Source organism: Bacillus sp. S71, assembly GCF_016625265.1.
Taxonomy (GTDB): Bacteria; Bacillota; Bacilli; order Bacillales; family Bacillaceae_G; genus Bacillus_A; species Bacillus_A cereus.
The window spans coordinates 56,718-81,091 of the sequence record NZ_JACVUW010000015.1 but is presented as its reverse complement, the minus strand read 5'-3'; the positions used below and the strand labels follow the sequence as shown (position 1 = coordinate 81,091).

Sequence of the window (24,374 nt, the reverse complement as noted above, 5' to 3'; positions counted from 1 at the left end):
TTCTACTACCACCTGCTTCATTGGTTGTTCTTCCACTTGTGGTTCTGCTACCTCTTGTTGTACTGGCTTATTCTCTACTCGTACATTAGCAGAAGGCTGCATTGCATTTGCTCTAGCTGCATGTCTTTCCATTAATCGTGTTCTATCTTGTTTCAACATAACAACATTAAATGGTACATGACGCTTTTTCTCACGTTTTGGTTCTTCTTTTTTTACAACGGGTTGTTCTTCTGCGACCGGCACTTCTTCTTCAACTGATTGCTCTTCTACGACCGGTGCTTCTTCTACAACTTGTTTATTTTCTTCTGTTTCTGCAATTAAAACATTCGCAAAGCTTTGAACATCGTTCTTTGTCTGTTCATCAGCCTCAGCTACATGTATGAATTCACTGTTTTGTTCAATTACTTCATCTTCTTGCTGAATTTCCTCAAGTGCTACAAATGTCTCTACTACAGGCGCTTTTGTTTCTGCGATCACTTCTACTTCTTCTAGCTCTTCTGTTTCCGCAATTACTTCCACTTCTTCTGACTCTTCTGCTTCTGCGATTACTTCTACTTCTTCTGCTTCTTCCGTTTCTGCAATTACTTCCACTTCTTCTGATTCTTCTGTTTCCGCAATTACTTCCACTTCTTCTAGCTCTTCCGTTTCCACAATTACTTCTACTTCTTCTGACTCTTCTGTTTCTGTAATTACTTCTACTTCTTCTGACTCTTCTGCTTCTGCAATTACTTCTACTTCTTCTGACTCTTCTGCTTCTGCAATTACTTCCACTTCTTCTGATTCTTCTGTTTCTGCAATTACTTCTACTTCTTCTAGCTCTTCTGGTATTTCCACAATGATTGTTTCTTCAAGTTTTTCTTCTGCTTTGACAATCACTGATTCTTCTGGAGCTTGCTTTTCTACTTCAATAGTAGGTTGTTTTATTTCTGTATTACGTTTAATTTCTTCTGATAATATTGTATCCTCGTGCTCTACTTTAGAAGCTACTAATTCTTCTTGTAGATTGTTTTCGTTTAACACCACTACATCTTTTTCTAGCTTAGCACTTTCCATCTGCTCAGCTACTGTTTTATGGAGTAATTCATCCGCTGAAACTTCCTGCGGTGTACTCATTTCTTTAATTACTTCTTTTTCTTCTACTAAAGGCACTTGGCGTTCAATTTCATAACCGTTTTTCTCTAGCCATTGATCAACAACTGATTTTTCTTCTTTTTTGCCCTGTTGGCCTTTCTGTTCAACTACTTCACCTGGAGCAGAAGACGTTGCTTGCCCTTCTGAGAAATCAGATAATTTATATCCTTTTTTCTCTAACCATGCATCAACAACTGCTTTTCCCTCTACAGATATTTCAAGATCTTCTCTTTCTTTTACTTCCTCCTGCTTTTCAACCTTTTTCTCTACTGAAGGACGATTATATCCATAAATTGGCGAAATCATTTCTGTTGGACGAAATGGTCTACGGTTACTCTCTTGCGAAGGTGCAGATGCCTTTTTAACGACAGACTCCCGCACCGGTTCATATTGCACTTCCGGTTCTTCATATGTAGAAACAACCTTTTCCACATACGGTCGTCTGCTTCTTTCCACCTTTATTCCTCTTTGGGCAGTCGGTTCTTCATATGCTACTCCTTGAACAGGTTGTTCTTCAAAGCGATTTACTTCGCTTTCATCCTCTTCATCGAACCCATTATCCGGTACTAAAGGAAAACGGCATTTACCTGCATTCCTACTTGCCATTTGTGCTTCTCTTGCTTCAGTGTAGTGGTTTACACGAGGAATTTTCGGCTGACTTTCAATTTGCTTTGGTACTTCTTTATTCATCGCTGTTTGTTCTTCCTCTTTGTTAAACAGCTTTTTCATCCAATCTAACATGCTTACCACTCTTTCTACTAAATAGTAACATCCTTTATTGTATCAGCATTCGGCAAAAAGTGCAGGTAAAATTAAGCATGTCATATTTATCCACAATATTCTAATTTACGAGTGTTTTCATATGGAAAAACGCAGCCTTTCATGTAAGACTGCGTTTAAGCTTTACTCTTCCGATATGCATCTACACTATCCGTTACACTTTGCAATAAAGAATTTACATACTGCGGGTCAGATAATTTTTTGTCTTCTTCATAGTTTGACATAAACCCAAGTTCTAATAGTACGCCAGGTACTTTGGACCAATTGAATCCAGAAAGGTCATCCCTAAATTTAATTCCATTTACTTTCACTTGCTGATTTTCTCTCATTTTATTTACTATCGTTTGAGAGATTTGAAGACTTTCCGCATAAATCTCTTTCGTATACGGACTTCCTTCTGCCGGCGTCAATACAGCAAATCCACTTTGGTTTGGATTTTCAGAACCATCTGCATGAAGACGTAAAAATAAATTAGCCTTATGATTATTTGCGAATGTCGCCCGTTCTTTATTACTTATATCAACGTCTTGTGACGTTCTTGTCATTAACACTTGTATCCCTTTTTCTTCAAGCTTTTCTTTTAATAAAAAAGCCATTTCTAATACCAGTACAGCCTCTCTCTTTTTCGTCACAACACCTGTTGTACCGTCTGTCACTTTATATTTTTGCGTTGTTGCCCCTGGTCCAATCGGCTCTAAATTTAAATTCGCTTTTTGTTGATGCCCTGGATCAATAACGACGAGAAACTTTCCTTGCTTTTCATTACTCTCTACTTTTTGTTCATTATTTTGCACTGGTTGCTCAATTGGCTGCACTGGCGTAGTTTCTTCTTTCTTTTCCTCGGCTGATACTTCCTCTTGCCTATGTTCTACTTGCGATTCTTCGTTCTTTTCTTGTTCTTGCTGCTTTTCTACCGGTGCGTCTTCTTTGGTATCTTTGTTTTTCTCTTGTATAGAAGATGTAGTTTCTTTTTTCGGCTGCTCTTGTGAACAACCGGCCATATATATTCCAATGAATGCAATCATGCTCATTATTTTTATATACTTCATACTTCTCTCCCATCACTTTGCACCGGATTCAAAGTTTTTCTTATAATTGCCCTATAATCTCATCCATATTTCCAATATAAACTGGCTGCCATGTTTCTGTACCACGTTCTGCAGTATAAACTGGATAAGCGTCATCATCTATATTTACGAAAACTGGATCGCCCATATCCGTTTCATATCCAATTACAATCCATCCTTCTTGCCACTTTCCGTTTTCTTCACTTATTAATGACTTTTTATGTTTATCATATCGGTAACCGATTTGTCCTTTTTCTAATTCACTTTCACTAAACACATATATTTCATAAGTACCTAGCTCAACATCTTGCTGTTTTGAAGTTTCAATTCGTTTTAGAAGTTCTGCGATTTTTGGTTGTTGTTTCATACGTCTATCCCCTTCTATTTTTCTAAATTTTAACTAGTTTGTTTATAAAATACAATATAGATTTTAAGACAAAAGGTGACACCTTTATCATATTTACGATTTTTTGAGTATATCTATCACAACTCTCAATATATTAACGATTCAACACGAAATTTCGACTTACCAACAAAAATGACAAAAAAGAGAGGCTGCCCAAAAGGACAACCTCTCTTTTCTTATATCAATTAAAATTTAAATTCTTGTCCAACTTCAAAACTATCTTCTAATACAAGAATACCTTTTTCTTGTGGAGCGTCTGGAAGCTCTAATTCACGTGCAGAGCAGATCATTCCAGAAGAAGGAACACCGCGAAGCTCAGCTGGTTTGATTAACATACCACTTGGCATTACAGCACCGATTTTTGCAACGACAACTTTTTGTCCTGCATCAACGTTTGGTGCGCCACATACGATTTGTAATGTTTCTGTACCGATTTCTACTTTACAGATGTTTAACTTATCAGCATTTGGATGCTTTTCTTTTTCAGCTACATAACCTACAACAAATTTCGGAGAAAGATCTGCTTCTACTGTTTCTTCAAAGCCGTTCTTCGCTAAAATTTCGTTGATTTTCTCAACAAGCTCTTTCGTTAATGTAAGGTTACCTGTTTCTGTTACTTCTAAATAAGAAGATGCATTAAAGATGTTGAATCCTCCCGTTACGTTGCTTTCACGATCATAAACGCGAGCAACATCTCCTTTGCGATCAAAAGTACGGTTCTCTAAAGTAATATCTTGTAAGGCAACAATTAAAGTGTCACCAATTCCTTCAAGGTTGTAAAAAACGTTCACTTCGTTCATCCTTTCTCTTTTCCATCTGTCTTCTTCCGATTCTTCGCTAAAATAAAGATTGGTTCAAAGTCTCCATCTTCATATACGAATGAAAGTGATGTAATCGGAACATGCCCTTCGGCAAAAAATTTCATTGTCATTTGTGCAATAATATCATAACCGATTTCGTTAACGATATCAGCAATAATTAATACATCTTGGTGAGGAACAGCAACAACCATGTCACCAGAAATCTTTTCACGCATCGATTGTAGTAACGATTCGTTTAAAATACGCGTCGCGTCATATCCATCATTTGTGTTTAAAAAGTAGAATGTATTACCCGCTACTGTGTCTTGTTTAAATTCATAACCTAATGAACGAGCATTGAATAATGCCATTTCACGTACTTGCTGTTCTGTAAGTTCTAATTTTTGTAACAGACGCTCATCGATTAGTCGATACGTTTTATTCGAATCTAACGCATAGTAAATACGTGTTTCCGCCGTATGATCCGTCATAATAAACGGATTTCCTTCTTCTGCTTGTTTCGGGAAAGAAGTAGAGCGAATAACAGGTAAAATTTTCGCTCCGCTATTTTCTTCTTTATGCATCGCAATTAGCGCTTCTTGTACATAATAAGCAACCTCTTCAATTGCTTTTTCTTTATTCACTTCCCATTTTGCCACAACTCCTGGAAGCGATACGTTAATACCTTTTTTAGAGTCTTTCTGTTCAATACGTAGAACTTCTTTCTCGCTATCATACTGAAAGTCCCATTCTGGGCGAGATAATTTCTTCATTAACTCGTCTTTCATCTTTTTACTTGTCATCTTCATCTCTTTTTCCTCCCTTCCAAAAAAATAACCTCCCCCGCGAAGGTAGAGGTTGTTTTACAATTCAATTGGCAAATTGCCTTATTTTAAACCTTCAATAAACTCTTCGATTTGTTCTTGTGTTTTACGATCTTTGTTTACATAGCGACCAGTTTCTTCACCCTTATTGTACGCTACAAAGCTCGGAATGCCAAATACGTCTAATTTTACACATAGATCAATAAACTCATCACGATCTACATAGTAAAATGAGAAATCACTATATTTCTCTTCTACTTCTGGCATAAATGGGTCTACAAAACGGCAGTCTGGGCACCATTCTGCTGAGAACATAAAGACTACATTCTCTTCATTTTTTAATTGTTGGAATTGCTCCATGCTTTCTAATGACTTCATCTATATTTCCTCCTCTAACGAGTGCATGTTTTCATGTTATAATCTTTCTTTTATACTACCATACATCACGCATGGTGCAAGGTTTATGCTTGCTTTTTGTCATACTTATATTGCCCAACAAGTAACTTAACAACGTGTACAAATAATTCCGTGCGATCAACATAATCATCTGTAAAAATACCGATTGCACCTTCGTGACTACGAATATCTTTTCTATGTACAAACTCTTCCATCACTTCACTTAACTCCTTGCCCTCTTCAAGAGGTGCTAAAAAATCATCCGGTAATGTAATACGTGCCCCGCCGGCAACAAATATTTTACCATCACTTGTTGCTAGCGCGCCCCAATTACACATAAATAAACCGTACTCCGTTTTCATTACGCCGCCTTCTAGCCCAATACCAATTTGAGCTCCTCCTTCCTCTAGCGCTCGCTTTGCTCTATTAATCGCTCCTTGCATCGTCTCTTCATCTGAAAACGGCTGATTTGCTACTCCTGAAGGAACAGAAAGAGATGTAATTTCAGCATCTTTCCAAACCTTCTCCACAGCGCCAACCTTCGTTTTATTCTTCGATCCAACTACTACCTTCATTTCGTTCACCTCTATAAAAATTCATCATTCTATTCTAATATCCGCTTCGGCACAAATTAAGTACCAACCACTACCACACACCACCAGGGAATTCCTTCTCCCCATAAAAGAAGGTCGCTTTCTACAATATTACTGGTCCTAAACACAAAAACAGGCTTCTTCTTTCTTCCTATCCGCGGTCTTAATACATCATTCGAGCACCCATTAGGCACTAACCGCCACCACTCATCGCTGGGTCATCTCTTCAACCTAAAAAAAGAAGGGTTTTTCGCCCTTCTTCTCTACGCGTTATTCTTAATTGTCTCTAACGTCGTTTTATCTGTTGTTCTTACAAGCTTCGTAATTAATTCTTTCGCCGCTGCATAATCATCAACATGTAAAATTGAAGCATGTGTATGAATGTAGCGTGCACAAACACCAATTACTGCTGATGGGATACCAGAGTTACTTGTATGTACACGGCCCGCATCTGTACCACCTTGTGAAATAAAGTATTGGTACGGAATGTTGTTTGTTTCTGCTGTATCTAAAATGAATTCGCGCATTCCTCTATGTGTTACCATCGTGCGATCGTAAATACGAAGAAGGGCACCTTTTCCTAATTGACCGAACTGCGTTTTGTCACCAGATGCATCGTTTGCTGGACTTGCATCAAGCGCATAGAAAATGTCTGGTTGAATCATATTTGCAGCGGTTTGCGCTCCGCGAAGACCTACTTCTTCTTGTACAGTAGCACCAGAATATAATGTATTTGGTAATGTTTCATCTTTTAATTCTTTTAACAATTCGATTGCAAGACCACATCCGTAACGGTTGTCCCAAGCTTTCGCCATAATTTTCTTCTCATTTGCCATCGGTGTGAATGGGCAAATCGGCACGATTTGTTGTCCTGGTTTTACACCAATTTCAATCGCATCTTCATAACTATCTGCACCTATATCAATTAACATATTTTTTATATCCATCGGTTTTGCACGTTGCGCGTCACTTAATAAATGAGGAGGAATAGAACCAACAACCCCAATAACAGGACCATTCTTCGTCATAACTTGTACACGCTGCGCTAATAAAACTTGGCTCCACCAGCCGCCTAACGTTTGAAAACGAAGCATTCCGTTTTTCGTAATTTGCGTAACCATGAAACCTACTTCATCCATATGACCTGCTACAAGAACACGCGGGCCAGTTTCGTCCCCTTTTTTCAGACCAAATACGCTACCTAAACCGTCTTGTACAATTTCATCCGCATATTTGCTTAATTCTTGTTTCATAAAACGGCGTACATCATGTTCAAAACCTGATGCACCTTGTAATTCTGTTAACGTACGAAATAATTGCAATGTCTCTTTATTCACGAAGTCCCCTTCTTTCAAACCTTAGTAGAATACCTCTTTTATTGTAACGAAATTTTCGAAATGTTTCTAGTTTCTTCTTTTTTAGCTGTATTTGCTTTATAATTATTATTGGTACACTATTTTTATTTTATAGAATTGAGGTGAATATATGAGCTGGAAAGGTTTAGTAGCAGGTCTTGGCGTTGGGTTCGCAGCTGGTTATCTCGTTGCAAACAAAGTACAAGAACAATCCCATATTTCTTCAGAAAAAGCATTGAAAATGGTGAAACAAGCATTAAGTCATAAAGGTGAAATTACTGGCTCTTGGGTACATATGGTTCCAGAGACATTTGAAAAATATGATGTCGCATATGAAGTTTATCGCGGCGGTCTTACAACAATGTTAGATGATATACAAGAACGATTTGAATTTTTAGTTGATGCTAAAACAGGTACTGTTTTAGAGGTTATAGCAGCATAAAACGGAGGGTTCCCATTAGGTGAACCTCTTATTTTTTTGAAATTGCGGGTATTGATTAAAATTATATCAGCGATTTTTTAAATATATCGACTTACCGGCAAAATTCTATAATAAAAAAGAAGCTGCTCCAATAAATATAATGGAACAACCTCCTATTTTTATGCTTCTATACTCGTTTTCCGTTCTATTTTTTCTACGATATGCCCTTCCTCATTCCACTTCACAGCACGATAATATGCATCATGATAAAACGTAAACCACGCCTCTTTGTCAGCACCATACTTCATCCACTTTTGTTTATTTTCAATCGAGGTCATCGGATAATCATCGTATGCCATTACCCATAATACATTTTGATGCGCGTGCGTCGGCAAGAGATCTGCTAAATGTAGCATCGTTTCCCCTTGACTCTCCAAAGCGATAACTGCATGTCCATCACTATGACCACCCGTATGCGCCATCTTAATTTCATCTGTAATTTCTATTTCTTGCTGGAACGTAACAACTTGATCTACAATCGGTTCCCAATTTTCCTTCCAATATGTATTACGGGATCTAATATTTGGGTTCCTCATTTCATTCCACTCTGTTTCACTTACGTAAACTTTCGCATTTGGAAACGCTGGTACAAGGTGATCCCCATCCCATTTTGTTAGGCCAGATGCATGATCAAAATGAAGGTGTGTCATTAAAACATATTGAATATCTTCTGGCTTTAATCCCTGTTTTTCTAACGATTCATAAACCGATGATTCTTCTGTTACACCTTGATTTCGTTTCATCTTCTCATCCAACTTACCGTTTCCTATTCCTGAATCAATGAGCATATTTCCATCTTTCGTTTGTAAAAGTAACGGATCTGTTCGTAAGTAAATATGATTTGTGTCATTATGTTTATATTTACGTGACCAAAGTACTTTCGGCACAACACCAAACATTGCCCCTCCATCTAAATGTGTATTTCCGCCTTTTAACCACGTTACTTTTATATCTCCAATTTGTAACTGTTCCATTACACATCCCCCTTTCAATTAATCTTAACATAAAATTCTGATTATTTTAGATATAAAAAAACCTATGCATTACTGCATAGGCTCTGTACGATATTTTGCTTCAACTCGGTAAATACGATGACCTTTACTAGAGAATTTCTCTTCGTATTCAGTCATGATGTTACCTTCAAAGTCGCTGTTATGAAGATCTAAGCTTAAGTAAGTTAGTAACATACCATACTCATAAGAGAATATTCAAATAAACCTTGGTTATCTGTTTTGAAATGAATTTCTCCGCCTTCTACTAACACTTCTTCATAATTGCGTAAAAACGTTTTATACGTTAAACGACGCTTCGTATGACGCTTCTTTGGCCATGGATCTGAGAAGTTTAAATAAACGCGATCAATCTCACCTTTTGCAAAGAAAACTGTTAAATCTTCAGCATCTTTATTAATTAACTTTAAGTTCGGCACTTCTTCTTCAATTAATTTATCAAGTGCATCTACAACAACACTTGTGAATTTTTCAATTCCAATATAATTAATATGTGGATTCGCTTTTGCCATATCATACATAAAGCGGCCACGACCTGTACCTACTTCAATATGAATTGGTTGTTCATTTCCAAATACTTCTTTCCAGTTACCAGCGCGCTCCTCTGGGTTTCCGATTACGATATGTGAATACTCGTTAATTCGATCCATTGCATATGGTTTATGTCTTAAACGCATAGATGTCTCCCTCTCTTTACAAAACTATTTTAAAGGAATAATTCCTTCTTTCTTTTTTTAATCAATCTACCAAACAAAAAACCAAGTACGTACGAGCACTCGGTCCGTTTCTTTCAAGTATAAGATGTACCATTTTGATAAAAACTACATACAGCATTAAACATTCCATGACGAAACAGCTTTTTCTCTTACATTTGAAGAGAAAAACAATCGAAAGGATGATCCGTTCATGCCAATTAATCAACAACATCAATTAGAAGTGCTGAAAGATATTTTAGTCAACCACCAAAGTGATTGCTGCGGGACAGTTTCAGAATGCGAGCAATTAGAGCGCCTCATTCAATCGTTACTCGCAAACGATAATATAAGTAGTGACGCTAAAACAATGCTAAACGATGTATATTCTTATAGTCAATCGGGTAAATCTTCCTCTAATTTGGACAACCATATTTCCAATAATCAAGAACAACTTACTCAGTGGATTGCTGGAATGGACAATTTTTCTTAAGTATTATTCTGAAGCAAGTAGTTGCTGTAAATATTGATGCCAATATTCAGCTTCTGCTTGCTGTTTTTTTGTTGTATGCCATTGAATAGACAAAATCGTTTGTGCTATCACATACCATCTCATGCGCCTAAGCAGCGATTCATCCATTTCAATATCATAAAAACAGAGCCACTCACTCCACTCCTGGCGCGGAATGTACCAATATAATAACATACCAAGGTCTAGAGCTGGGTCAGCAATTACAGCTCCATCCCAATCAATTAAAAACAACTCATCTTCATCCGACAATATCCAGTTGTTATGGTTTACATCACAATGGCATACAACGAATTCATTGTATTCAATAGCTTTTAATGAATCCATTAAATATTGAAGGCCTTGCTGAATTGTTTCATCATCCCTTATATCTCCTCTTAAAACGAGTTGCAGTTGTTGTAATAACTCTTGTGCGTGAAGCGGTTGCTTCCCAAGTCTTTGAATCATCTGTACAAGCGCTTTAGAGGAGTGAATTTTCTTCAAAAGTTTCGCAACACGTTCTAGTTTCATATCCTCTGGCTCTAACTTCTGTCCCGGAAGCCATTTTTGAGCAGAAATTACATCACCGTTCGTTACCCTTCTTGTCCAAAGTAATTTTGGAACAATTCCTTCTGCTGACAATACCGCTAAAAAGGGCGATGTATTCCGCTTTAAAAATAACTTCTGTTGTCCGTTTTGCGCAATATATGCATCGCCCGTTACTCCACCAGCCGGTACAAGACTCCACTCTTTTCCTAATAATTGTTCCAACCATTCCATATTCATTACCCGTTAACAAATCCTTATCTTTTATAGTTATGAAAAGAAAAACCGCAACATTTCTACACATGTTGTGGATTCATATATTTTACTGTAAATGAAAAGAAAAATTAGCCTCAGCCAAAAATTCTCTATTTTATTTTACAAAACCTGTCATAGAATGACAACTTATCAAAATCGTCACCTTTGTCAATTCTACATTTATTACATTCTCATCGTCAAGTAGCGATTTGTCACATTATCGTCAATATATACGTGCTAATTGGAGCGAGCCTAAGTTCCTTTCCTCTAAATGAAGAAATTGGCTCTATTTTCGCTTGCTTTTCGTCTACTATCACATGCCACGTTTCTTCTTTCGGAAGTTGCACAGTTTTAGCTTCTAAACCGCTATTAAATAAAACGACAATCTCTTTCCACGGCCCAAACGATTCTGCATGCTCTAGGTGATATGCAAGTACTTCTGTAGATGTTTGTAAAAAAGTCATATGTTTTTTTATAAGGTCTGCGTTTGGTAATCGGAATGCCCCATGCTCTTTACGAATCGCAATTAAACCTTTTATATAGTTAACGGTCTCTATTTCTTTCTCTTTTTGATCCCAATCTAATTGATTGATCTCATCACTTGCATTATAGCTATTTTCATTTCCTTTCTTCGTACGATAAAACTCTTGTCCTGCATGTAAGAAAGGAATACCTTGTGAAAGAATAACCATTGCGCTCGCTAGCAGGTGACGTTTTTTCAAAATCGCTTCTGATTCTTCATTACTGCGCACTAGTTTATCCCACATCGTCATATTATCATGACATTCTACATAGTTAATGCTTTGCGCCGGCTCTAGAAACAGCCCTGTTTCTTTCATACTTAAAAGACTTCCTGCTGCAATATACTGCAAATGATTACAGTCTACATGCCCACCAAATGCAAAACCACGCTTATTTATATGAAATGTACTCCCTTTTATCCCATCACGAAATTGATCATTAAACTGTGCCATATGTGGCATTTTCTTCGCATTATTTAACGTTGCTTTTTCCTCACGAGGAAGCGGTGTTTGTAAGTCCCATCCTTCTCCTAATAACAAAGCATCTCGTTTTATGTTTCGCACTTCTTTTTCTATCATATTCATTGTATCAACATCTAAAATTCCCATTAAGTCGAATCGGAATCCATCGACATTATATTCAGTAAGCCAATATAAAATAGACTCTACAATGAATTTCCTCATCATTTTCCGTTCAGATGCTATATCATTTCCGACTCCCGTCCCATTAGAAGGCATACCATCTTCACCATGACGAAAATAGTATCCTGGAACAAGCTTTTCAAATGATGATAGCTCTCTTTCATAAACATGATTATATACAACATCTATAATTACCCTAATGCCATGCTCATGAAATGTCTCAATCAACTGTTTACACTCTACTATCCTGTTATACGGATCAGAGGGATTTGTAGCATAAAATCCTGTTGGTGCATTGTAATATAATGGATTATAGCCCCAATTATAGGCAGACGAAGGATTCGCCTCATCTACACCACCGAAACAATATAACGGTAATAGTTCAACATGTGTAACACCTAAATCTTTTATATGAGACAACCCTGTTAAAGTCCCATTCCGTCCTGTTGTTCCCTCTTCCATCAATCCTTTATATGTTCCCTTTTGAATCACTCCACTATTTTGATGTATAGTCGCATCACGAATATGCAGTTCATACAATATGGCATCTGTCATTGATTGTAATGGTGGTAATCCTTCTCTTCTTGTTACATTCGTTTTTTCTAAATCGATAACAACACCGTGTTTTCCGTTTACCGTCACCGACTTTGCATAAGGATCTACAGCTTCGTTCCATATTAAATTAATACAAACGAGAAATGTATAGCGTGCTCCGTCTAAATCACCTTGTAATGTTTGAATCCAAACTCCGTTTTCTCCCCTGTACATTTCATGATCGGCATATTCTTTATCGCTCTTATAAATTCTTACTTTCGCAAGCCTTGCAGTCGGGGCCCATACTTTAAATGTCGTTTCTTCTTTTTGATACACAGCACCTAAATCTGTACCTTCGTAATAATACTTTTCATCGAAAATTGTTGTTCGAATAACAGCACCTATTTGTAAATCCGTTTCTTCATTCCGTTCATCTCGTACTGTATAATACTTTCCCACATCTAGCGGCTCTTCTATAAAGCACTCATACTTCGTTGCATCTGGAAGCGCAATCGTATGAGCAATCGGTAAATCTTTCACATTACTTCCTTCTTGCAAACGAAATGTCCGACTTGTTCCATACGCATGTGGGAGCAAAATTGTAATTTTATTCATTTCATCTAAATAGGCATCAAATGGACGTTTTACTTTCAACATAAAAAAATCACCATCATTCTCAAAGTTAAAATAAAGTGAAACTTTAATGAGCGAGATAAAATGAGCTGCAAATGATAAGGCTTTTCTTATCAACAAGACTCTATACAGTAACTCCATTCTTCTCTATAGTATATTCACCTGCATAAAAAACGTTTTCACCATTCTATTTTTGTAATTTTATTTCAGCAATCGATTTATACTTCGGGGTTTCTTTCACGTGGGATTCGTATAAAGTAATTGTATCTGCTTGAAATGATATTTCAGGTACTTCTTTTATACTTTCTAAATGAAACTTTTCTTCTCCTATCCATTTACGAGCAACAGTAATATGTGGATGATACGGGCGTGTTTCTAGAGAAAATCCATTTTCTTCACAAATGACATGTACTTGCTTTTGCAACTGAAACAAATCGTGATTCTCACTTACCTTCGCCCAAAAAATACGGGGCTGATCTTCTCTACCAAACGTTGAAAAACCTTGTAACGTGAACGATAGTTCTTTTGTTTTTGTAAGTGTTTGTAATCCATTCTTTATACCTTTTAACTGTTCTTCTGTCGCACCTCCTAAAAAGGAAAGGGTAATATGATAATCTTCCTTATGTACCCACGAGCGAAATGGTAATTCCTCATTCGTATCCTCTTTATAGTTAGACAGCACTTCTTTTATATGATTTGGTAACGTAATTGCGACAAAATAATGCCTATCCATGTACACCGTCTCCTTCTTTCTATTGTTTCTTTTCTTTCTTATCTCATTCAATTAAAAAGAAGCCGCCCTCTAAAGTAGAGAGCGGTCATTATTCATATATCGGCGATTAAAGTTTCACTTTACTTCGCTAGTTCATGAATTGCTTGCGCATAAATTGCTGTTGCTTTTAATAAGTCTTCAATTTCAATGTACTCATCTTTTTGATGCGCAAGTTCTTCTTTTCCAGGGAATAGCGGTCCAAATGCCACACCAGCTTTTAATGAGCGAGCATAAGTACCTCCGCCGATTGCTAACAATTCAGCTTTTTCACCTGTTTGTTCCTCATATACACGTTGCAACGTACGAATTAACTCGTGATCTTTATCAACGTGATGCGGACGAGAGTTAGAATAGTCTGCTACTGCAAATCCATACGTACCTACATATTCTTTTAACTTTGCAATCATTTCTTCAAAGTTAGTCGTAACTGGGTAACGTACGTTTAATCCTAAATTACCACCATTCTCTTTCTTATAAGAAAGGCGACCAACATTCACTGTTAATGGACCGCTAATTTCATCTTTATAAGCAATAGTAGCTTTTTCACCAAAAATATCACCAGTAAATGTTTCTGTTGCAAATGTCGCAAATGCAGTTGCTTTTCCATCAAGTGAAACTGTAGTTAAGAAGTTTGCTAATAATAAACCTGCATTTTCTCCTTTTTCAGGAGTAGATCCGTGCGCTGAAATTCCTTCTATTTGCAACGTCACTGTATTGCCTTCTATAGTCGATTTCCCTATTTTTTTAGCAGTTTGTAAATACTCTTCATATGCTACTGTAAGTGCATTTACATCTTCTCCTGTAATAACCGCTTCTGCAAAATCAGGAACCATATTTAAACGACGCCCTGAATCAAATGAAACAAGTTCATATGTACCTTTTTTCTCTTCACTACCATTTTGCACAACTTGTATATCAGAAATTCCTTTTTCTGCATTAATAATTGGAAAGTCTGCATCTGGTGCAAAACCGATTGTTGGCATTTCTTCGTTTTTAAAGTAGTGATCTACACATTTCCAATTGCTTTCCTCATCTGTTCCTATAATCATACGAACACGTTTTGAAAGAGGTAAGCCTAATTCTTTCACAATTTTCATCGCATAATATGCTGCCATCGTTGGGCCTTTATCGTCAATTGCACCACGTGCAAAAATCTTTCCGTCGCGAATATCCGCACTATACGCAGGAGTCGTCCAGCCATCTCCTTCTGGTACAACATCAACGTGACAAAGAATACCTACTAACTCTTCTCCTTGTCCCATTTCAAGATGACCTGCATATCCTTCTAAATTTTTAGAAGCAAAACCTTCAGCTTCTCCTTTATGTAACATGAAAGATAGCGCTTTTTCTACACCTTCACCGAATGGTGCGCCTTCTTTCGCCGATTCTTCTTCCCATACACTTTTAATTTGTAAAAATTGTTGTGTATCACGAATTAAATCATCTTTTCGTTTTGCAACTTCTTCAGTCCAATTAATCGCTGACATCACGCATCCATCCTTCACTATATTATCTCTTTCATCATAGCAAACCGAAATCCCTTATGCCATACACGAAAACTAAATACCGAACAATTGTAATATTTCAGACATTTCTTATTAGTTTTTCTTTTATTTTTTCAAAAAAATTTGCAGGAATTTGGCGTTTTACGTAGAATTTTATGTGTTAGTTGACTGACCATATATACAATGTCAACTACCAATATTTTTCTATATAAATATTTGTTAAACTTTTGTAAAATTTAAGTAGATTAAAGCATGAATTTTATCATGTAGAGTACAATGGTAGTAACGACCTTCTTTCCTGAATGGGGTCAAAAAAACTAGTAGAGGAGTGGTTTTCTCTTGAAACCTACAACTACTCGTATGCTAACACGCATTAAATCAATTTATATGTACATCAATGAAAACGGAACGGTAACGACGAAAGACCTTGTAGATGAGTTCGGGATCACACCGCGAACGATACAACGTGATCTAAATGTGTTGCAGTTTAATGAACTCGTGTATAGCCCTTGCCGCGGTAAGTGGACAACAACAGGAAAGAAAGTGAGAATGACCTCATAACGAAAAATAATTGTATGTAAATAAATACATACCCCTTTCTAACTATTAGAAAGGGGTTTTTTCTGCACCTATAAGGGTACTACTTTTCAGTATCTACTTGATATGTTCTTAACATTTCTACTTCTTCATCTGTTAGCTCTCGGTATTGTCCAAGTTCTAGTTCTTCATCTAATACTAACGGACCCATCTCTGTTCTTTTTAGGTAGACTACTTTTTTCCCTACCGCTTCAAACATACGCTTCACTTGATGGAATTTTCCTTCCGTAATCACAAGCTCAATTTCAGAAATATCATCGCTTTTCAATATTGTAAGCGCACCTGGCTTTGTTTCATAGCCATCGTCTAAAATAACACCTTTAGCAAACTCTTTTACATCCTCTTCTGTTACTACTCCTGCAACGTGTGCATAATATTTTTTCGGCACATGCTTTTTCGGAGATAATAATTGATGTGATAACTTCCCATCATTTGTTATCAATAAGAAACCTTCCGTATCGATATCAAGTCGTCCAACTGGGAACGGATCAAAGATTGCATCTTCTAATTCTAATAAATCTATTACTGTTTCATGATTATCATCTTCCGTCGCTGAAATAACACCTTGTGGTTTATGCATCATTAAGTAAACAAACTCTTTGTATTCCACAACTTCACCGTGAATCATAACTTCTTGCTCTTCTACATTTACATGAACTTTCGCATCTTTTACTGGCGTTCCATCAATTTTCACAACGCCATCTTTCAATAATTTCTTTACTTCTTTTCTACTTCCATATCCCATATTCGCTAATAATTTATCTAATCTCACGTTTTTCACCTTCTTTATTTATCATAGAAAAGGGGACGTAATTACGCCCCTCTTGATTTCAACTTTATTTTAAATCTACTACCAAGTTTACGTTGAATTTTATCTAATGCTTCTCCGCCAAATACTCTTTCAAGTACTCCTGTGCGAATTGCTAACAATCCGTAAACAAGACCACCAATACCTGCACAAATCGCAACTGTTATAAGAGCACCAATACGGCCATCAGGCGAAATCATGAAGGATAGAAGCCATTGTGATAGTTTTACAGCAACGACCATGATAAGTGTCAGTACTGCAATTTGGAATGTTCTTTTATATACAACACCGAATGAATAGTGTGCGTATTTTTTAATTTGTCGATTTGTATACCAAACAGAAGCTAAGAAACCAACTGCGGTTGCTAGAATTGCTCCTACTGTACCGAAATAACGAATAAAGATTACGTTACATACAAATTTCAAAATAACACCCATAATAAGCGCGACAATCGCATGCTTTTGCTGATTAATCCCTTGAAGAATTGCCGCTGTTACTGTAAATAAAGCAAATAACAATGCAACTGGTGCATACCACATTAATACTTGTCCACCTAATGGATCTGAGTCATAGAAAGCAGTGTAAATTGGATATGCAAGTGTTGAAATACCGATAACTGCTGGCAATGTTAAAAACATATTTGCCTGGAATGTTTGTGTAATTTGTAATTTCAAATAGCGGTATTGTTTTTCAGTAAATGATTTTGTGATTGCTGGTACAAGCGTTAAACTAAACGCTGTTGCAAGTGATACAGGAATCATAATTAACTTATGCGTCCACATTGTGAAAATACCGAGAGCTCGCTCTGCGATATCACCTTGACCAATCGCCTGCATAATTGAGTTAAATGTCAATGTATCAATTTGTTGATATAAAGGAATTGTTAACCCAATTACAACGTAAGGAATCGCATATGCAAATAACTCTTTAAACAATTGAACGGTGCTTACTGTTGATTCTGGTACAGTTTGTTCAATTAAATATTGATCCAAATATTTTTTACGTTTTAGCCAGTACCAAATTAACACACCGAGTGCTCCAACCGCTGAAACGAACGCAGCAAATGTCGCTACTCCAACTGCTGTTGCAACTGTACCGCCAAGTACTTTAATAACGATAAAACTACCTGCTAATAAAAAGACGATACGAATAATTTGTTCAATAATTTGTGAAACGGTAGTTGGTCCCATAGACTGGTGACCTTGGAAATAACCACGAATTAAACTCGCTGCTGGTACAACAATAAGCGCGAAGCTTACAAGACGAATGATCGTCGTAACTTCTCCTACATTATTGTGTATACTTTGTTTACCAAGCATCGCTTCTGCAAACAATGGCGCCGTCATGTACAGTACTAGGAACGAAAGAACTCCTGTTACTATCATCATAACCATTCCCGAGCGGAACATTCTCCGGCTCGTTTTATAATCGCCAAGCGCATTATATTTGGAAACAAATTTTGAAACAGCAAGTGGCACACCTGCCGTTGCGATACTTAAAAAGATCGTATATGGAATGTATCCATATGTATAGAGCGTTCCGCCTTCTGTTCCTACTAATGCATGAAACGGAAAGACGTAAATCATGCCTAAGAACTTTACTAAAAATGTCCCTAGCGTAACAATAAGCGTTCCGCGCAGAAATTTCGAATCGGACATACAAAAATCCTCCTACATCTACATAAAGTGAAACTATAATTAGTTGGAGACTTCTCTCCTACTCCTTATTAGTTGAACCATTCGAGCATTTACAGGCTAACAGACTCCCTATTTACTTCTCCTAAATCTTGAGGTTTTAGTCTTATCGCCTACAAATGGCAGGATAGTGCTGAACTCTAACTTTTGTATTGTACCACAATTCTCTCATTAAGCAGTACTTCACTCTATTTTTCTTTTAAGGGAAAACATGCTATTCTTTTAGGCAGGAAATGTAGAAAATGAGGTCGATATATTATGCATTATGATGTTATTGTCATCGGCGGCGGTCCTTCTGGGCTAATGGCTGCAATTGGTGCTGCAGAAGAAGGCGCAAATGTCTTACTTCTTGATAAAGGAAATAAACTTGGGCGTAAACTTGCAATTTCTGGTGGCGGACGCTGTAACGTAACGAACCGTCTACCACTTGATGAAATTGTTAAACATATACCAGGAAACGGTCGCTTCTTATACAGCGCTTTTTCTATTTTTAATAATGAAGATATTATTACATTCTTCGAAAATCTCGGTGTTAAATTGAAAGAAGAAGACCACGGTCGCATGTTCCCTGTGTCAAACAAAGCACAATCTGTTGTAGACGCACTTTTAACACGATTAAAAGACTTAGGTGTAAAAATTCGTACAAATACGCCTGTTGAAACGATTGAATATGAAAATGGTCAAACAAAAGCAGTTATACTGCAAACAGGCGAAGTGTTAGAAACAAATCACGTCGTTATCGCTGTTGGCGGAAAATCAGTTCCTCAAACTGGATCTACTGGAGACGGATATGCTTGGGCTGAAAAAGCGGGTCATACAATCACAGAATTATTCCCAACAGAAGTACCTATCCTTTCAAACGAGCCGTTTATACGTGACCGCTCATTACAAGGTCTTGCTTTACGTGATATAAACTTAAGTGTATTAAATCCGAAAGGAAAAGCTATCATTTCTCACAAAATGGACATGCTCTTCACTCATTTCGGCCTATCTGGACCTGCTGCTCTTCGCTGTAGCCAATTCGTCGTGAAAGCACTGAAAAAGTTTAAAACGAATACAATACAAATGAGTATTGATGCATTGCCAGAGGAAAATAGTGAACAACTATTTCAGCGCATGCTGAAACAAATGAAAGAAGATCCGAAAAAAGGAATTAAAAACGTTTTAAAAGGTTATGTTCCTGAACGTTACTTCCTATTCTTATTAGAAAAAAATGAAATTGACGGCAGCGAACAAGCTGGACAAGTTTCTCACGAAAAGATTCGTGCACTTGTGAAAGACTTTAAAGAGTTTACTGTGAATGTAAATGGTACGCAGTCAATTGAAAAAGCATTCGTTACTGGCGGAGGTGTATCCGTGAAAGAAATTAATCCGAAAGAAATGTCTTCTAAATTTACGAACGGCTTATATTTCTGCGGAGAAGTTCTTGATATTCATGGTTATACTGGTGGCTATAATATTACATCAGCCCTTGTTACTGGTAGAATTGCTGGAACGACTGCTGGAGAAAACGCGAAAATGCAATATTAAAAAAAGAAACAGGGATTCCTGTTTCTTTTTTTAATATTGCCATGAAATCATTATCGGCGATTTCTCAAATATATCGACTTACCGACAAAAAGCGACAAACATCTGCTCCATGTAACTTTCCATTGCTTTTTTGTTGCTTTATATACCTTAGTACCTTTATATTTTATATTGTTGAATATTTAAAAAAGGGTAAGGGGAAAACAAATGAGAAAAAAAGTCATGATGTCTTTAATGTTAATGACGTTTCTTTCTGCGGTAGAAGGAACGATTGTTAGTACAGCAATCCCTCGTATAACGAGTGATTTGTCAGGCGTCGAACTTGTTAGTTGGGTATATGCAATTTATATGCTTGCAACAGCTGTTTCGACTCCAATATACGGAAAGCTCGCTGATTTATTCGGTCGTAAAAAGGTTTTACTGATCGGGGCTACAATCTTTTTAGTCGGTTCTGCACTTTGCGGAGTCGTTACATCGATGGAACAATTAATTTTCTTCCGCGCGCTTCAAGGTATCGGTGCTGGTGCTGTTATGCCAATCACAATGACGATTATTGGAGACTTATATAGCGAAGCGAAAGACCGCGCGAAAGCACAAGGTTGGATGAGTGCCGTTTGGGGTGTATCCGGTGTTATCGGACCGTTAGTAGGTGGATTTTTAGTTGATTCCCTTTCTTGGCGTTATATTTTCTTCTTAAACGTCCCATTCGGAATTATCGCTTGCTTAATGATTGTAATTTACTACAAAGAATCTATTAAACCTGCTAAACATCATATCGATTATCTTGGTGCAACAGTCTTCTCATTAAGTACAATCGCTCTACTATATGCATTATTAACAGGTAGCAGTAAGCAAAACTGGGGAGACATAACAATTATCGGCCTATTAATCTTCGCCGTCGTTTCATTTATTATTTTCTTATTCATCGAGAAAAAATCTCCGGAACCATTAATTCCGCTAGCACTTTTCTCTAACCGTACATTATCTACGATAAATATATTAACTCTTATTGCTGGCGCAATGATTATTAGTATTACTGTGTATCTTCCAATTTGGAGCCAGGGTGTTTTAGGAAAAAATGCAACAGAAGCTGGACTCATTTTAATGCCAATTCCTGTTATGTGGACATTTGGTGCTATGTTCTCGGGTAACTTAGTTGGCAAGTTAAAAACGAAACAAATTATTTTACTTGGAGCTAGCATCTTATCAGTTGCTACGTTCTTATTATTTACACTATCAACAAATTCACCATCATTCCTTATTTATGTAGCAGTCGGATTATTCGGCTTAGGAATGGGGCTTGTGACACCGATTTACATGGTAACAATTCAAGCAGCCGTGCCAGCTCATACACGCGGGACAGCTGTTGGTTTAAATACATTTATTAATACATTTAGTCAAACGTTAGGTGCTGCAATATTCGGTACAATCTTTAATACGATGATTCACGCACGTGGTATTAAAAATCTTGATCTTGTATCTGGTGGACATGGCGGTACTACAGCAAACGTAGTAACCGAATCACAATCCGCATTAGCATCAAGCGTACATGTCATTTATATGAGCACTTTCGTATTAGCAGTATTTACATTAATTATTGCTTGGCTTTTATTAAAACCAGCTACACAAACAAGTGAGCAACAATAAAAAGGATGACCATTTTGGTCACCCTTTTTTTATTCTTCATTCTCCACAATATGTTTCAGCATGGATAATTTATTATCCCAAAAACGTTCATAATACGAGAGCCACTGTTGTAATTCTTCTAATGGTTCTGGATGCAAACGATATATCTTCTCTCTTCCGCTTTTTCTTCCACTTACTAAATTCGCTTCCGAAAGAATATGAAGGTGCTTTACAACCGCAGTACGACTCATCGGAAAATGATCCGTTATTTTGGAAATCGGTAACTCTTTGTCACTTAATAACCGTATTACTTCTCGGCGGGTTGGATCAGCAATTGCTTGAAATACATCATATTTCGCTGCTGACGAGGACACTTAGCCTTCGACAACCTTTTTCAGTTTTTCATTTACAATCGCTACCCAACCACCGCTCATTCTATCGCGAATAATAGAGCTCTTCGCATTCGCTTTCGGAAGAATTTCATCAGGATGTTTCCAGCCGCCGTGAATTAACGTAAATTCTGTTTTGTTATCTCCTAAGTCTTTCAAATTAAATGAAACAACCCAGCCATCTGTATCCCATGAGAAAGATAAATGGTTTGGCTCATCAATTTCTAACACTTTACATGGTGATGGCCCAAATGGCGATTGCACATGAAATTCATGCCCTACCTCTAATACAAAATCATTTGGCATAAACCATGACGCAATCCCTTCTGCAGTTGATACTACACTCCATACCTTTTGAATAGACGCGTTAAAAATGATTGTTTGTTTAATATCATTTAATGTATTTTGTTGTTCCATTTTCATTCTCCTTTACTCGGCGTTATAACATAACACCTTTTGGTTTCACTTCGATAATATAACACCTTTTAGTTTCATGTCAATGCTAATTCTTTTACTGTTGAGAAATTCTCAACATTTTTTCAACAGGACAAACACCCTCTTAGCATTTCCTCATAATATACTCACAAAGGCAATACAAAATAAAAACTTCTCTCAACATGAAACTCCATCATTCATATTGAAAGAAACGCCTTACTTATATCATGCGTACTTCGTCTCTCCTCCTTCCCTCAGGGACAATACGCGAGATATGACAAATCAGAAGGAATATGCCCACCATTTGAGTAGGTAGTTATTTCTCTTCTCCTCAACATTTCCTTAGGAGCGAAATGACTACCGACTCACTTTTTTCAAACAAAATAAAAAGGGGTTGAACGCTATGTTCTATTGCATTAACTGCTCTGATATTCACCATGAAAAACATCCGAATGATAAAGTATTTAAAAACGGTTTTTATATTGATCCATTTTTAGGTGATCGTTATCACCTTGGTATGTGTAAAGATGCCCAAAATCATGAAACAGGGGAGCCTCTTTTAACGACAAAGAAATTAGGCGCACCCCAATCTATTATGAATGTATTACCGACACATGTTGTCCCAACATAAAGCATAAAAAAGAGCTGGCTCACCCAGCTCTTTTTTATGCTTTATAAACGATCATTGCTGAAAAACAATAAATTTGGTTTTCATCGTCGTTAATAGAAACACCAACTTGATATTTAATATCTACAAAGTTGCTATCATCAATCTTTTTCAAAAAAACATTTACAGCATCTTCTAAGTCTTTTTCGTGACTTTCATCAAATACTTTCACACGAATCATGTTAACACCGTCCTAGATCGCAGCCCTCCGCCGCTTGATTATTGCCACGGTGCGTATCTATGATGCGATAAAACTTTCCATTCTCATATATATATCCGTCTTCTAACACATATTCTTTATCTTCAGTATAGACATAAAACTTACCTATCATAAATTTACTCGTATATAATTCCAAATAATTTTGTCTAAATTTAGCTACAACTTTATTTGTAATATCAATTTTTATTGTGCGCCCCACCTTCTCTCCCTCCTTTGCAAAGAACGGATTTAGGTATATTGTATTAGCGCTTTTACATTTTATGCTTAAAAATAAGTGGATATGCCTTCTTTCTTCACCTGTACTATTTTTCTAAAAAAATCACGATAAATAAGGTCCCCCAAAAAAACATAAAAAAGCACTTTATCTTATTGACTCGAATATAAATATTATGTTATTATATAAAATTTGACATTTTTACATACGTATGCTACCATTAAAAGTGGTTACCACATATGGAGGTGGATGATTTGTTTCAAATTGGTGATAAAATCGTTTATCCAATGCACGGTGCAGGAATCATTGAAGCAATTGAAGAGAAAGAAATATTAGGTACTTCACGTCAATATTGTGTGATACGCATCATTAGTAAAGATATGCAAGTAATGCTTCCGATGGATCAATTAAAAAAATCGGGTATTCGTTATATCGTTGATCGAGGTACGTTAGATGATATACTTCTTGAATTTCAAAACGGGGAGTCAGACCCATCACTCTCATGGAAACAAAGATATACAATGAATATGGAAAAAATGAAAAATGGCAATTTACAAGATAGCGCAGAAGTTGTTCGGGATTTACTTCGCCGCAATAAAGAGAGAGCATTAAATGCGAGCGAAAAACAAATGCTAGATAATGCACGAAAAATGATGATTAGCGAAGTCGCGCTCGTACAAAATGTTACTGAACATCAAGCAACAGAATTTCTTCAAGATACAATTAATCACTAAATTTAAAATAGC

Annotated in this window: 25 protein-coding genes and 2 pseudogenes; 7 read left to right on the top strand and 20 right to left on the bottom strand. The window is 36.8% G+C overall.

Annotated elements, in window-relative coordinates; translation table 11 throughout:
* The 8 genes and pseudogenes from IBT51_RS23755 to IBT51_RS23720 form a co-directional block, all read right to left on the bottom strand.
* Nucleotides 1–1,872: pseudogene (locus IBT51_RS23755) on the bottom strand (DNA translocase FtsK); the annotation flags it as partial.
* Nucleotides 1,873–2,027: 155 nt separating this feature from the next.
* On the bottom strand, nt 2,028–2,960 hold the full coding sequence (locus IBT51_RS23750) for an N-acetylmuramoyl-L-alanine amidase (RefSeq protein WP_053563536.1): 933 nt from the start codon (nt 2,958–2,960) through the stop codon (nt 2,028–2,030).
* Between the two features lie 40 nt (nt 2,961–3,000).
* Nucleotides 3,001–3,345: a hypothetical protein gene (locus tag IBT51_RS23745; protein WP_053563535.1), complete on the bottom strand. Its 345-nt coding sequence runs from the start codon at nt 3,343–3,345 to the stop codon at nt 3,001–3,003.
* Nucleotides 3,346–3,569: 224 nt separating this feature from the next.
* Nucleotides 3,570–4,184, bottom strand: a complete 615-nt coding sequence (gene ytpR, locus IBT51_RS23740) for a YtpR family tRNA-binding protein (protein ID WP_001006777.1) — start codon at nt 4,182–4,184, stop codon at nt 3,570–3,572.
* Nucleotides 4,181–4,993: a DUF1444 domain-containing protein gene (locus IBT51_RS23735; RefSeq protein ID WP_000784605.1), complete on the bottom strand. Its 813-nt coding sequence runs from the start codon at nt 4,991–4,993 to the stop codon at nt 4,181–4,183. The genes ytpR and IBT51_RS23735 overlap by 4 nt, the downstream gene beginning before the upstream one ends.
* 78 nt (nt 4,994–5,071) lie before the next feature.
* Nucleotides 5,072–5,386: a thioredoxin family protein gene (locus IBT51_RS23730; protein ID WP_000838193.1), complete on the bottom strand. Its 315-nt coding sequence runs from the start codon at nt 5,384–5,386 to the stop codon at nt 5,072–5,074.
* An 83-nt stretch (nt 5,387–5,469) separates the two neighbouring features.
* The gene (locus tag IBT51_RS23725) at nt 5,470–5,979 is read right to left on the bottom strand and encodes a DUF84 family protein (protein ID WP_069356316.1); all 510 of its coding nucleotides are present in this window, start codon (nt 5,977–5,979) and stop codon (nt 5,470–5,472) included.
* Nucleotides 5,980–6,260: 281 nt separating this feature from the next.
* Nucleotides 6,261–7,334, bottom strand: coding sequence for a M42 family metallopeptidase (locus IBT51_RS23720; protein ID WP_001031517.1), 1,074 nt, complete (start codon nt 7,332–7,334; stop codon nt 6,261–6,263).
* A gap of 148 nt (nt 7,335–7,482) precedes the next feature.
* Between IBT51_RS23720 and IBT51_RS23715 the strand changes: the two genes are divergently transcribed.
* Nucleotides 7,483–7,794, top strand: a complete 312-nt coding sequence (locus tag IBT51_RS23715; protein ID WP_000118541.1) for a PepSY domain-containing protein — start codon at nt 7,483–7,485, stop codon at nt 7,792–7,794.
* 158 nt (nt 7,795–7,952) lie between these two features.
* Here IBT51_RS23715 and IBT51_RS23710 read toward each other — a convergent pair whose 3' ends face one another.
* The gene (locus IBT51_RS23710; protein WP_048656117.1) at nt 7,953–8,807 is read right to left on the bottom strand and encodes a YtnP family quorum-quenching lactonase; all 855 of its coding nucleotides are present in this window, start codon (nt 8,805–8,807) and stop codon (nt 7,953–7,955) included.
* A gap of 69 nt (nt 8,808–8,876) precedes the next feature.
* A pseudogene (gene trmB, locus IBT51_RS23705) lies at nt 8,877–9,520 on the bottom strand (tRNA (guanosine(46)-N7)-methyltransferase TrmB).
* Nucleotides 9,521–9,749: 229 nt separating this feature from the next.
* Between trmB and IBT51_RS23700 the strand changes: the two are divergent.
* Nucleotides 9,750–10,028, top strand: coding sequence for a YtzH-like family protein (locus IBT51_RS23700; protein ID WP_001122235.1), 279 nt, complete (start codon nt 9,750–9,752; stop codon nt 10,026–10,028).
* A 3-nt stretch (nt 10,029–10,031) separates the two neighbouring features.
* Here the strand turns inward: IBT51_RS23700 and IBT51_RS23695 are convergent, their stop codons facing one another.
* The 4 genes from IBT51_RS23695 to pepV form a co-directional block, all read right to left on the bottom strand.
* Nucleotides 10,032–10,829: a phosphotransferase family protein gene (locus IBT51_RS23695; protein WP_200458595.1), complete on the bottom strand. Its 798-nt coding sequence runs from the start codon at nt 10,827–10,829 to the stop codon at nt 10,032–10,034.
* Between the two features lie 227 nt (nt 10,830–11,056).
* Nucleotides 11,057–13,198, bottom strand: coding sequence for a type I pullulanase (pulA, locus tag IBT51_RS23690; RefSeq protein ID WP_075718683.1), 2,142 nt, complete (start codon nt 13,196–13,198; stop codon nt 11,057–11,059).
* A 163-nt stretch (nt 13,199–13,361) separates the two neighbouring features.
* Nucleotides 13,362–13,907: an RNA 2',3'-cyclic phosphodiesterase gene (gene thpR / locus IBT51_RS23685; protein WP_000373843.1), complete on the bottom strand. Its 546-nt coding sequence runs from the start codon at nt 13,905–13,907 to the stop codon at nt 13,362–13,364.
* A 119-nt stretch (nt 13,908–14,026) separates the two neighbouring features.
* Nucleotides 14,027–15,433, bottom strand: a complete 1,407-nt coding sequence (gene pepV / locus IBT51_RS23680) for a dipeptidase PepV (RefSeq protein ID WP_069356318.1) — start codon at nt 15,431–15,433, stop codon at nt 14,027–14,029.
* A gap of 357 nt (nt 15,434–15,790) precedes the next feature.
* Between pepV and IBT51_RS23675 the strand changes: the two genes are divergently transcribed.
* Complete coding sequence (locus IBT51_RS23675; RefSeq protein ID WP_000805512.1) at nt 15,791–16,012, top strand: DeoR family transcriptional regulator; 222 nt, start codon at nt 15,791–15,793, stop codon at nt 16,010–16,012.
* A gap of 79 nt (nt 16,013–16,091) precedes the next feature.
* Here IBT51_RS23675 and IBT51_RS23670 read toward each other — a convergent pair whose 3' ends face one another.
* Both IBT51_RS23670 and IBT51_RS23665 read right to left on the bottom strand, forming a co-directional pair.
* A complete protein-coding gene (locus tag IBT51_RS23670; RefSeq protein WP_001234948.1) occupies nt 16,092–16,820 on the bottom strand; it encodes a pseudouridine synthase in 729 nt (242 codons plus the stop codon).
* 41 nt (nt 16,821–16,861) lie between these two features.
* Entirely contained in the window at nt 16,862–18,514 is a 1,653-nt protein-coding gene (locus tag IBT51_RS23665; protein WP_001284026.1) for a putative polysaccharide biosynthesis protein, read from the bottom strand.
* A gap of 294 nt (nt 18,515–18,808) precedes the next feature.
* On the opposite strand from IBT51_RS23665, the gene IBT51_RS23660 reads away from it, so the two are divergent.
* Both IBT51_RS23660 and IBT51_RS23655 read left to right on the top strand, forming a co-directional pair.
* Nucleotides 18,809–20,080, top strand: coding sequence for a BaiN/RdsA family NAD(P)/FAD-dependent oxidoreductase (locus IBT51_RS23660; protein WP_000558859.1), 1,272 nt, complete (start codon nt 18,809–18,811; stop codon nt 20,078–20,080).
* 204 nt (nt 20,081–20,284) lie between these two features.
* Nucleotides 20,285–21,724: an MDR family MFS transporter gene (locus IBT51_RS23655; RefSeq protein WP_001228030.1), complete on the top strand. Its 1,440-nt coding sequence runs from the start codon at nt 20,285–20,287 to the stop codon at nt 21,722–21,724.
* 29 nt (nt 21,725–21,753) lie between these two features.
* Here IBT51_RS23655 and IBT51_RS23650 read toward each other — a convergent pair whose 3' ends face one another.
* Nucleotides 21,754–22,077: an ArsR/SmtB family transcription factor gene (locus tag IBT51_RS23650; RefSeq protein WP_000098837.1), complete on the bottom strand. Its 324-nt coding sequence runs from the start codon at nt 22,075–22,077 to the stop codon at nt 21,754–21,756.
* A complete protein-coding gene (locus IBT51_RS23645; protein WP_069356322.1) occupies nt 22,078–22,509 on the bottom strand; it encodes an SRPBCC family protein in 432 nt (143 codons plus the stop codon).
* A 421-nt stretch (nt 22,510–22,930) separates the two neighbouring features.
* Between IBT51_RS23645 and IBT51_RS23640 the strand changes: the two genes are divergently transcribed.
* Nucleotides 22,931–23,158: a DUF3973 domain-containing protein gene (locus tag IBT51_RS23640; protein WP_016080023.1), complete on the top strand. Its 228-nt coding sequence runs from the start codon at nt 22,931–22,933 to the stop codon at nt 23,156–23,158.
* A gap of 34 nt (nt 23,159–23,192) precedes the next feature.
* Here the strand turns inward: IBT51_RS23640 and IBT51_RS23635 are convergent, their stop codons facing one another.
* Both IBT51_RS23635 and IBT51_RS23630 read right to left on the bottom strand, forming a co-directional pair.
* Nucleotides 23,193–23,375 (bottom strand): sporulation protein Cse60, encoded by a 183-nt coding sequence (locus tag IBT51_RS23635; protein WP_000621751.1) that lies wholly within the window; start codon nt 23,373–23,375, stop codon nt 23,193–23,195.
* 1 nt (nt 23,376) lies between these two features.
* On the bottom strand, nt 23,377–23,613 hold the full coding sequence (locus tag IBT51_RS23630) for a DUF2553 family protein (protein ID WP_000533806.1): 237 nt from the start codon (nt 23,611–23,613) through the stop codon (nt 23,377–23,379).
* A gap of 254 nt (nt 23,614–23,867) precedes the next feature.
* Here IBT51_RS23630 and IBT51_RS23625 point away from each other — a divergent pair, with 254 nt between their 5' ends.
* On the top strand, nt 23,868–24,362 hold the full coding sequence (locus tag IBT51_RS23625; protein ID WP_000451442.1) for a CarD family transcriptional regulator: 495 nt from the start codon (nt 23,868–23,870) through the stop codon (nt 24,360–24,362).
* The last annotated feature ends 12 nt before the right edge of the window (nt 24,363–24,374 follow it).

Bases quoted from the DNA above. Each gene is read 5' to 3' on its own strand.
- IBT51_RS23710 (WP_048656117.1), bottom strand. From the start codon at position 8,807: ATGGAACAGTTACAAATTGGAGATATAAAAGTAACGTGGTTAAAAGGC.
- IBT51_RS23735 (WP_000784605.1), bottom strand. From the start codon at position 4,993: ATGAAGATGACAAGTAAAAAGATGAAAGACGAGTTAATGAAGAAATTA.
- IBT51_RS23750 (WP_053563536.1), bottom strand. From the start codon at position 2,960: ATGAAGTATATAAAAATAATGAGCATGATTGCATTCATTGGAATATAT.
- pepV (WP_069356318.1), bottom strand. From the start codon at position 15,433: ATGTCAGCGATTAATTGGACTGAAGAAGTTGCAAAACGAAAAGATGAT.
- IBT51_RS23655 (WP_001228030.1), top strand. From the start codon at position 20,285: ATGAGAAAAAAAGTCATGATGTCTTTAATGTTAATGACGTTTCTTTCT.
- IBT51_RS23665 (WP_001284026.1), bottom strand. From the start codon at position 18,514: ATGTCCGATTCGAAATTTCTGCGCGGAACGCTTATTGTTACGCTAGGG.
- IBT51_RS23660 (WP_000558859.1), top strand. From the start codon at position 18,809: ATGCATTATGATGTTATTGTCATCGGCGGCGGTCCTTCTGGGCTAATG.
- IBT51_RS23625 (WP_000451442.1), top strand. From the start codon at position 23,868: ATGGAGGTGGATGATTTGTTTCAAATTGGTGATAAAATCGTTTATCCA.
- thpR (WP_000373843.1), bottom strand. From the start codon at position 13,907: ATGGATAGGCATTATTTTGTCGCAATTACGTTACCAAATCATATAAAA.
- IBT51_RS23730 (WP_000838193.1), bottom strand. From the start codon at position 5,386: ATGAAGTCATTAGAAAGCATGGAGCAATTCCAACAATTAAAAAATGAA.
- ytpR (WP_001006777.1), bottom strand. From the start codon at position 4,184: ATGAACGAAGTGAACGTTTTTTACAACCTTGAAGGAATTGGTGACACT.
- IBT51_RS23645 (WP_069356322.1), bottom strand. From the start codon at position 22,509: ATGGAACAACAAAATACATTAAATGATATTAAACAAACAATCATTTTT.
- IBT51_RS23715 (WP_000118541.1), top strand. From the start codon at position 7,483: ATGAGCTGGAAAGGTTTAGTAGCAGGTCTTGGCGTTGGGTTCGCAGCT.
- IBT51_RS23745 (WP_053563535.1), bottom strand. From the start codon at position 3,345: ATGAAACAACAACCAAAAATCGCAGAACTTCTAAAACGAATTGAAACT.
- IBT51_RS23640 (WP_016080023.1), top strand. From the start codon at position 22,931: ATGTTCTATTGCATTAACTGCTCTGATATTCACCATGAAAAACATCCG.
- IBT51_RS23695 (WP_200458595.1), bottom strand. From the start codon at position 10,829: ATGAATATGGAATGGTTGGAACAATTATTAGGAAAAGAGTGGAGTCTT.
- IBT51_RS23700 (WP_001122235.1), top strand. From the start codon at position 9,750: ATGCCAATTAATCAACAACATCAATTAGAAGTGCTGAAAGATATTTTA.
- IBT51_RS23725 (WP_069356316.1), bottom strand. From the start codon at position 5,979: ATGAAGGTAGTAGTTGGATCGAAGAATAAAACGAAGGTTGGCGCTGTG.
- IBT51_RS23635 (WP_000621751.1), bottom strand. From the start codon at position 23,375: ATGATTCGTGTGAAAGTATTTGATGAAAGTCACGAAAAAGACTTAGAA.
- pulA (WP_075718683.1), bottom strand. From the start codon at position 13,198: ATGTTGAAAGTAAAACGTCCATTTGATGCCTATTTAGATGAAATGAAT.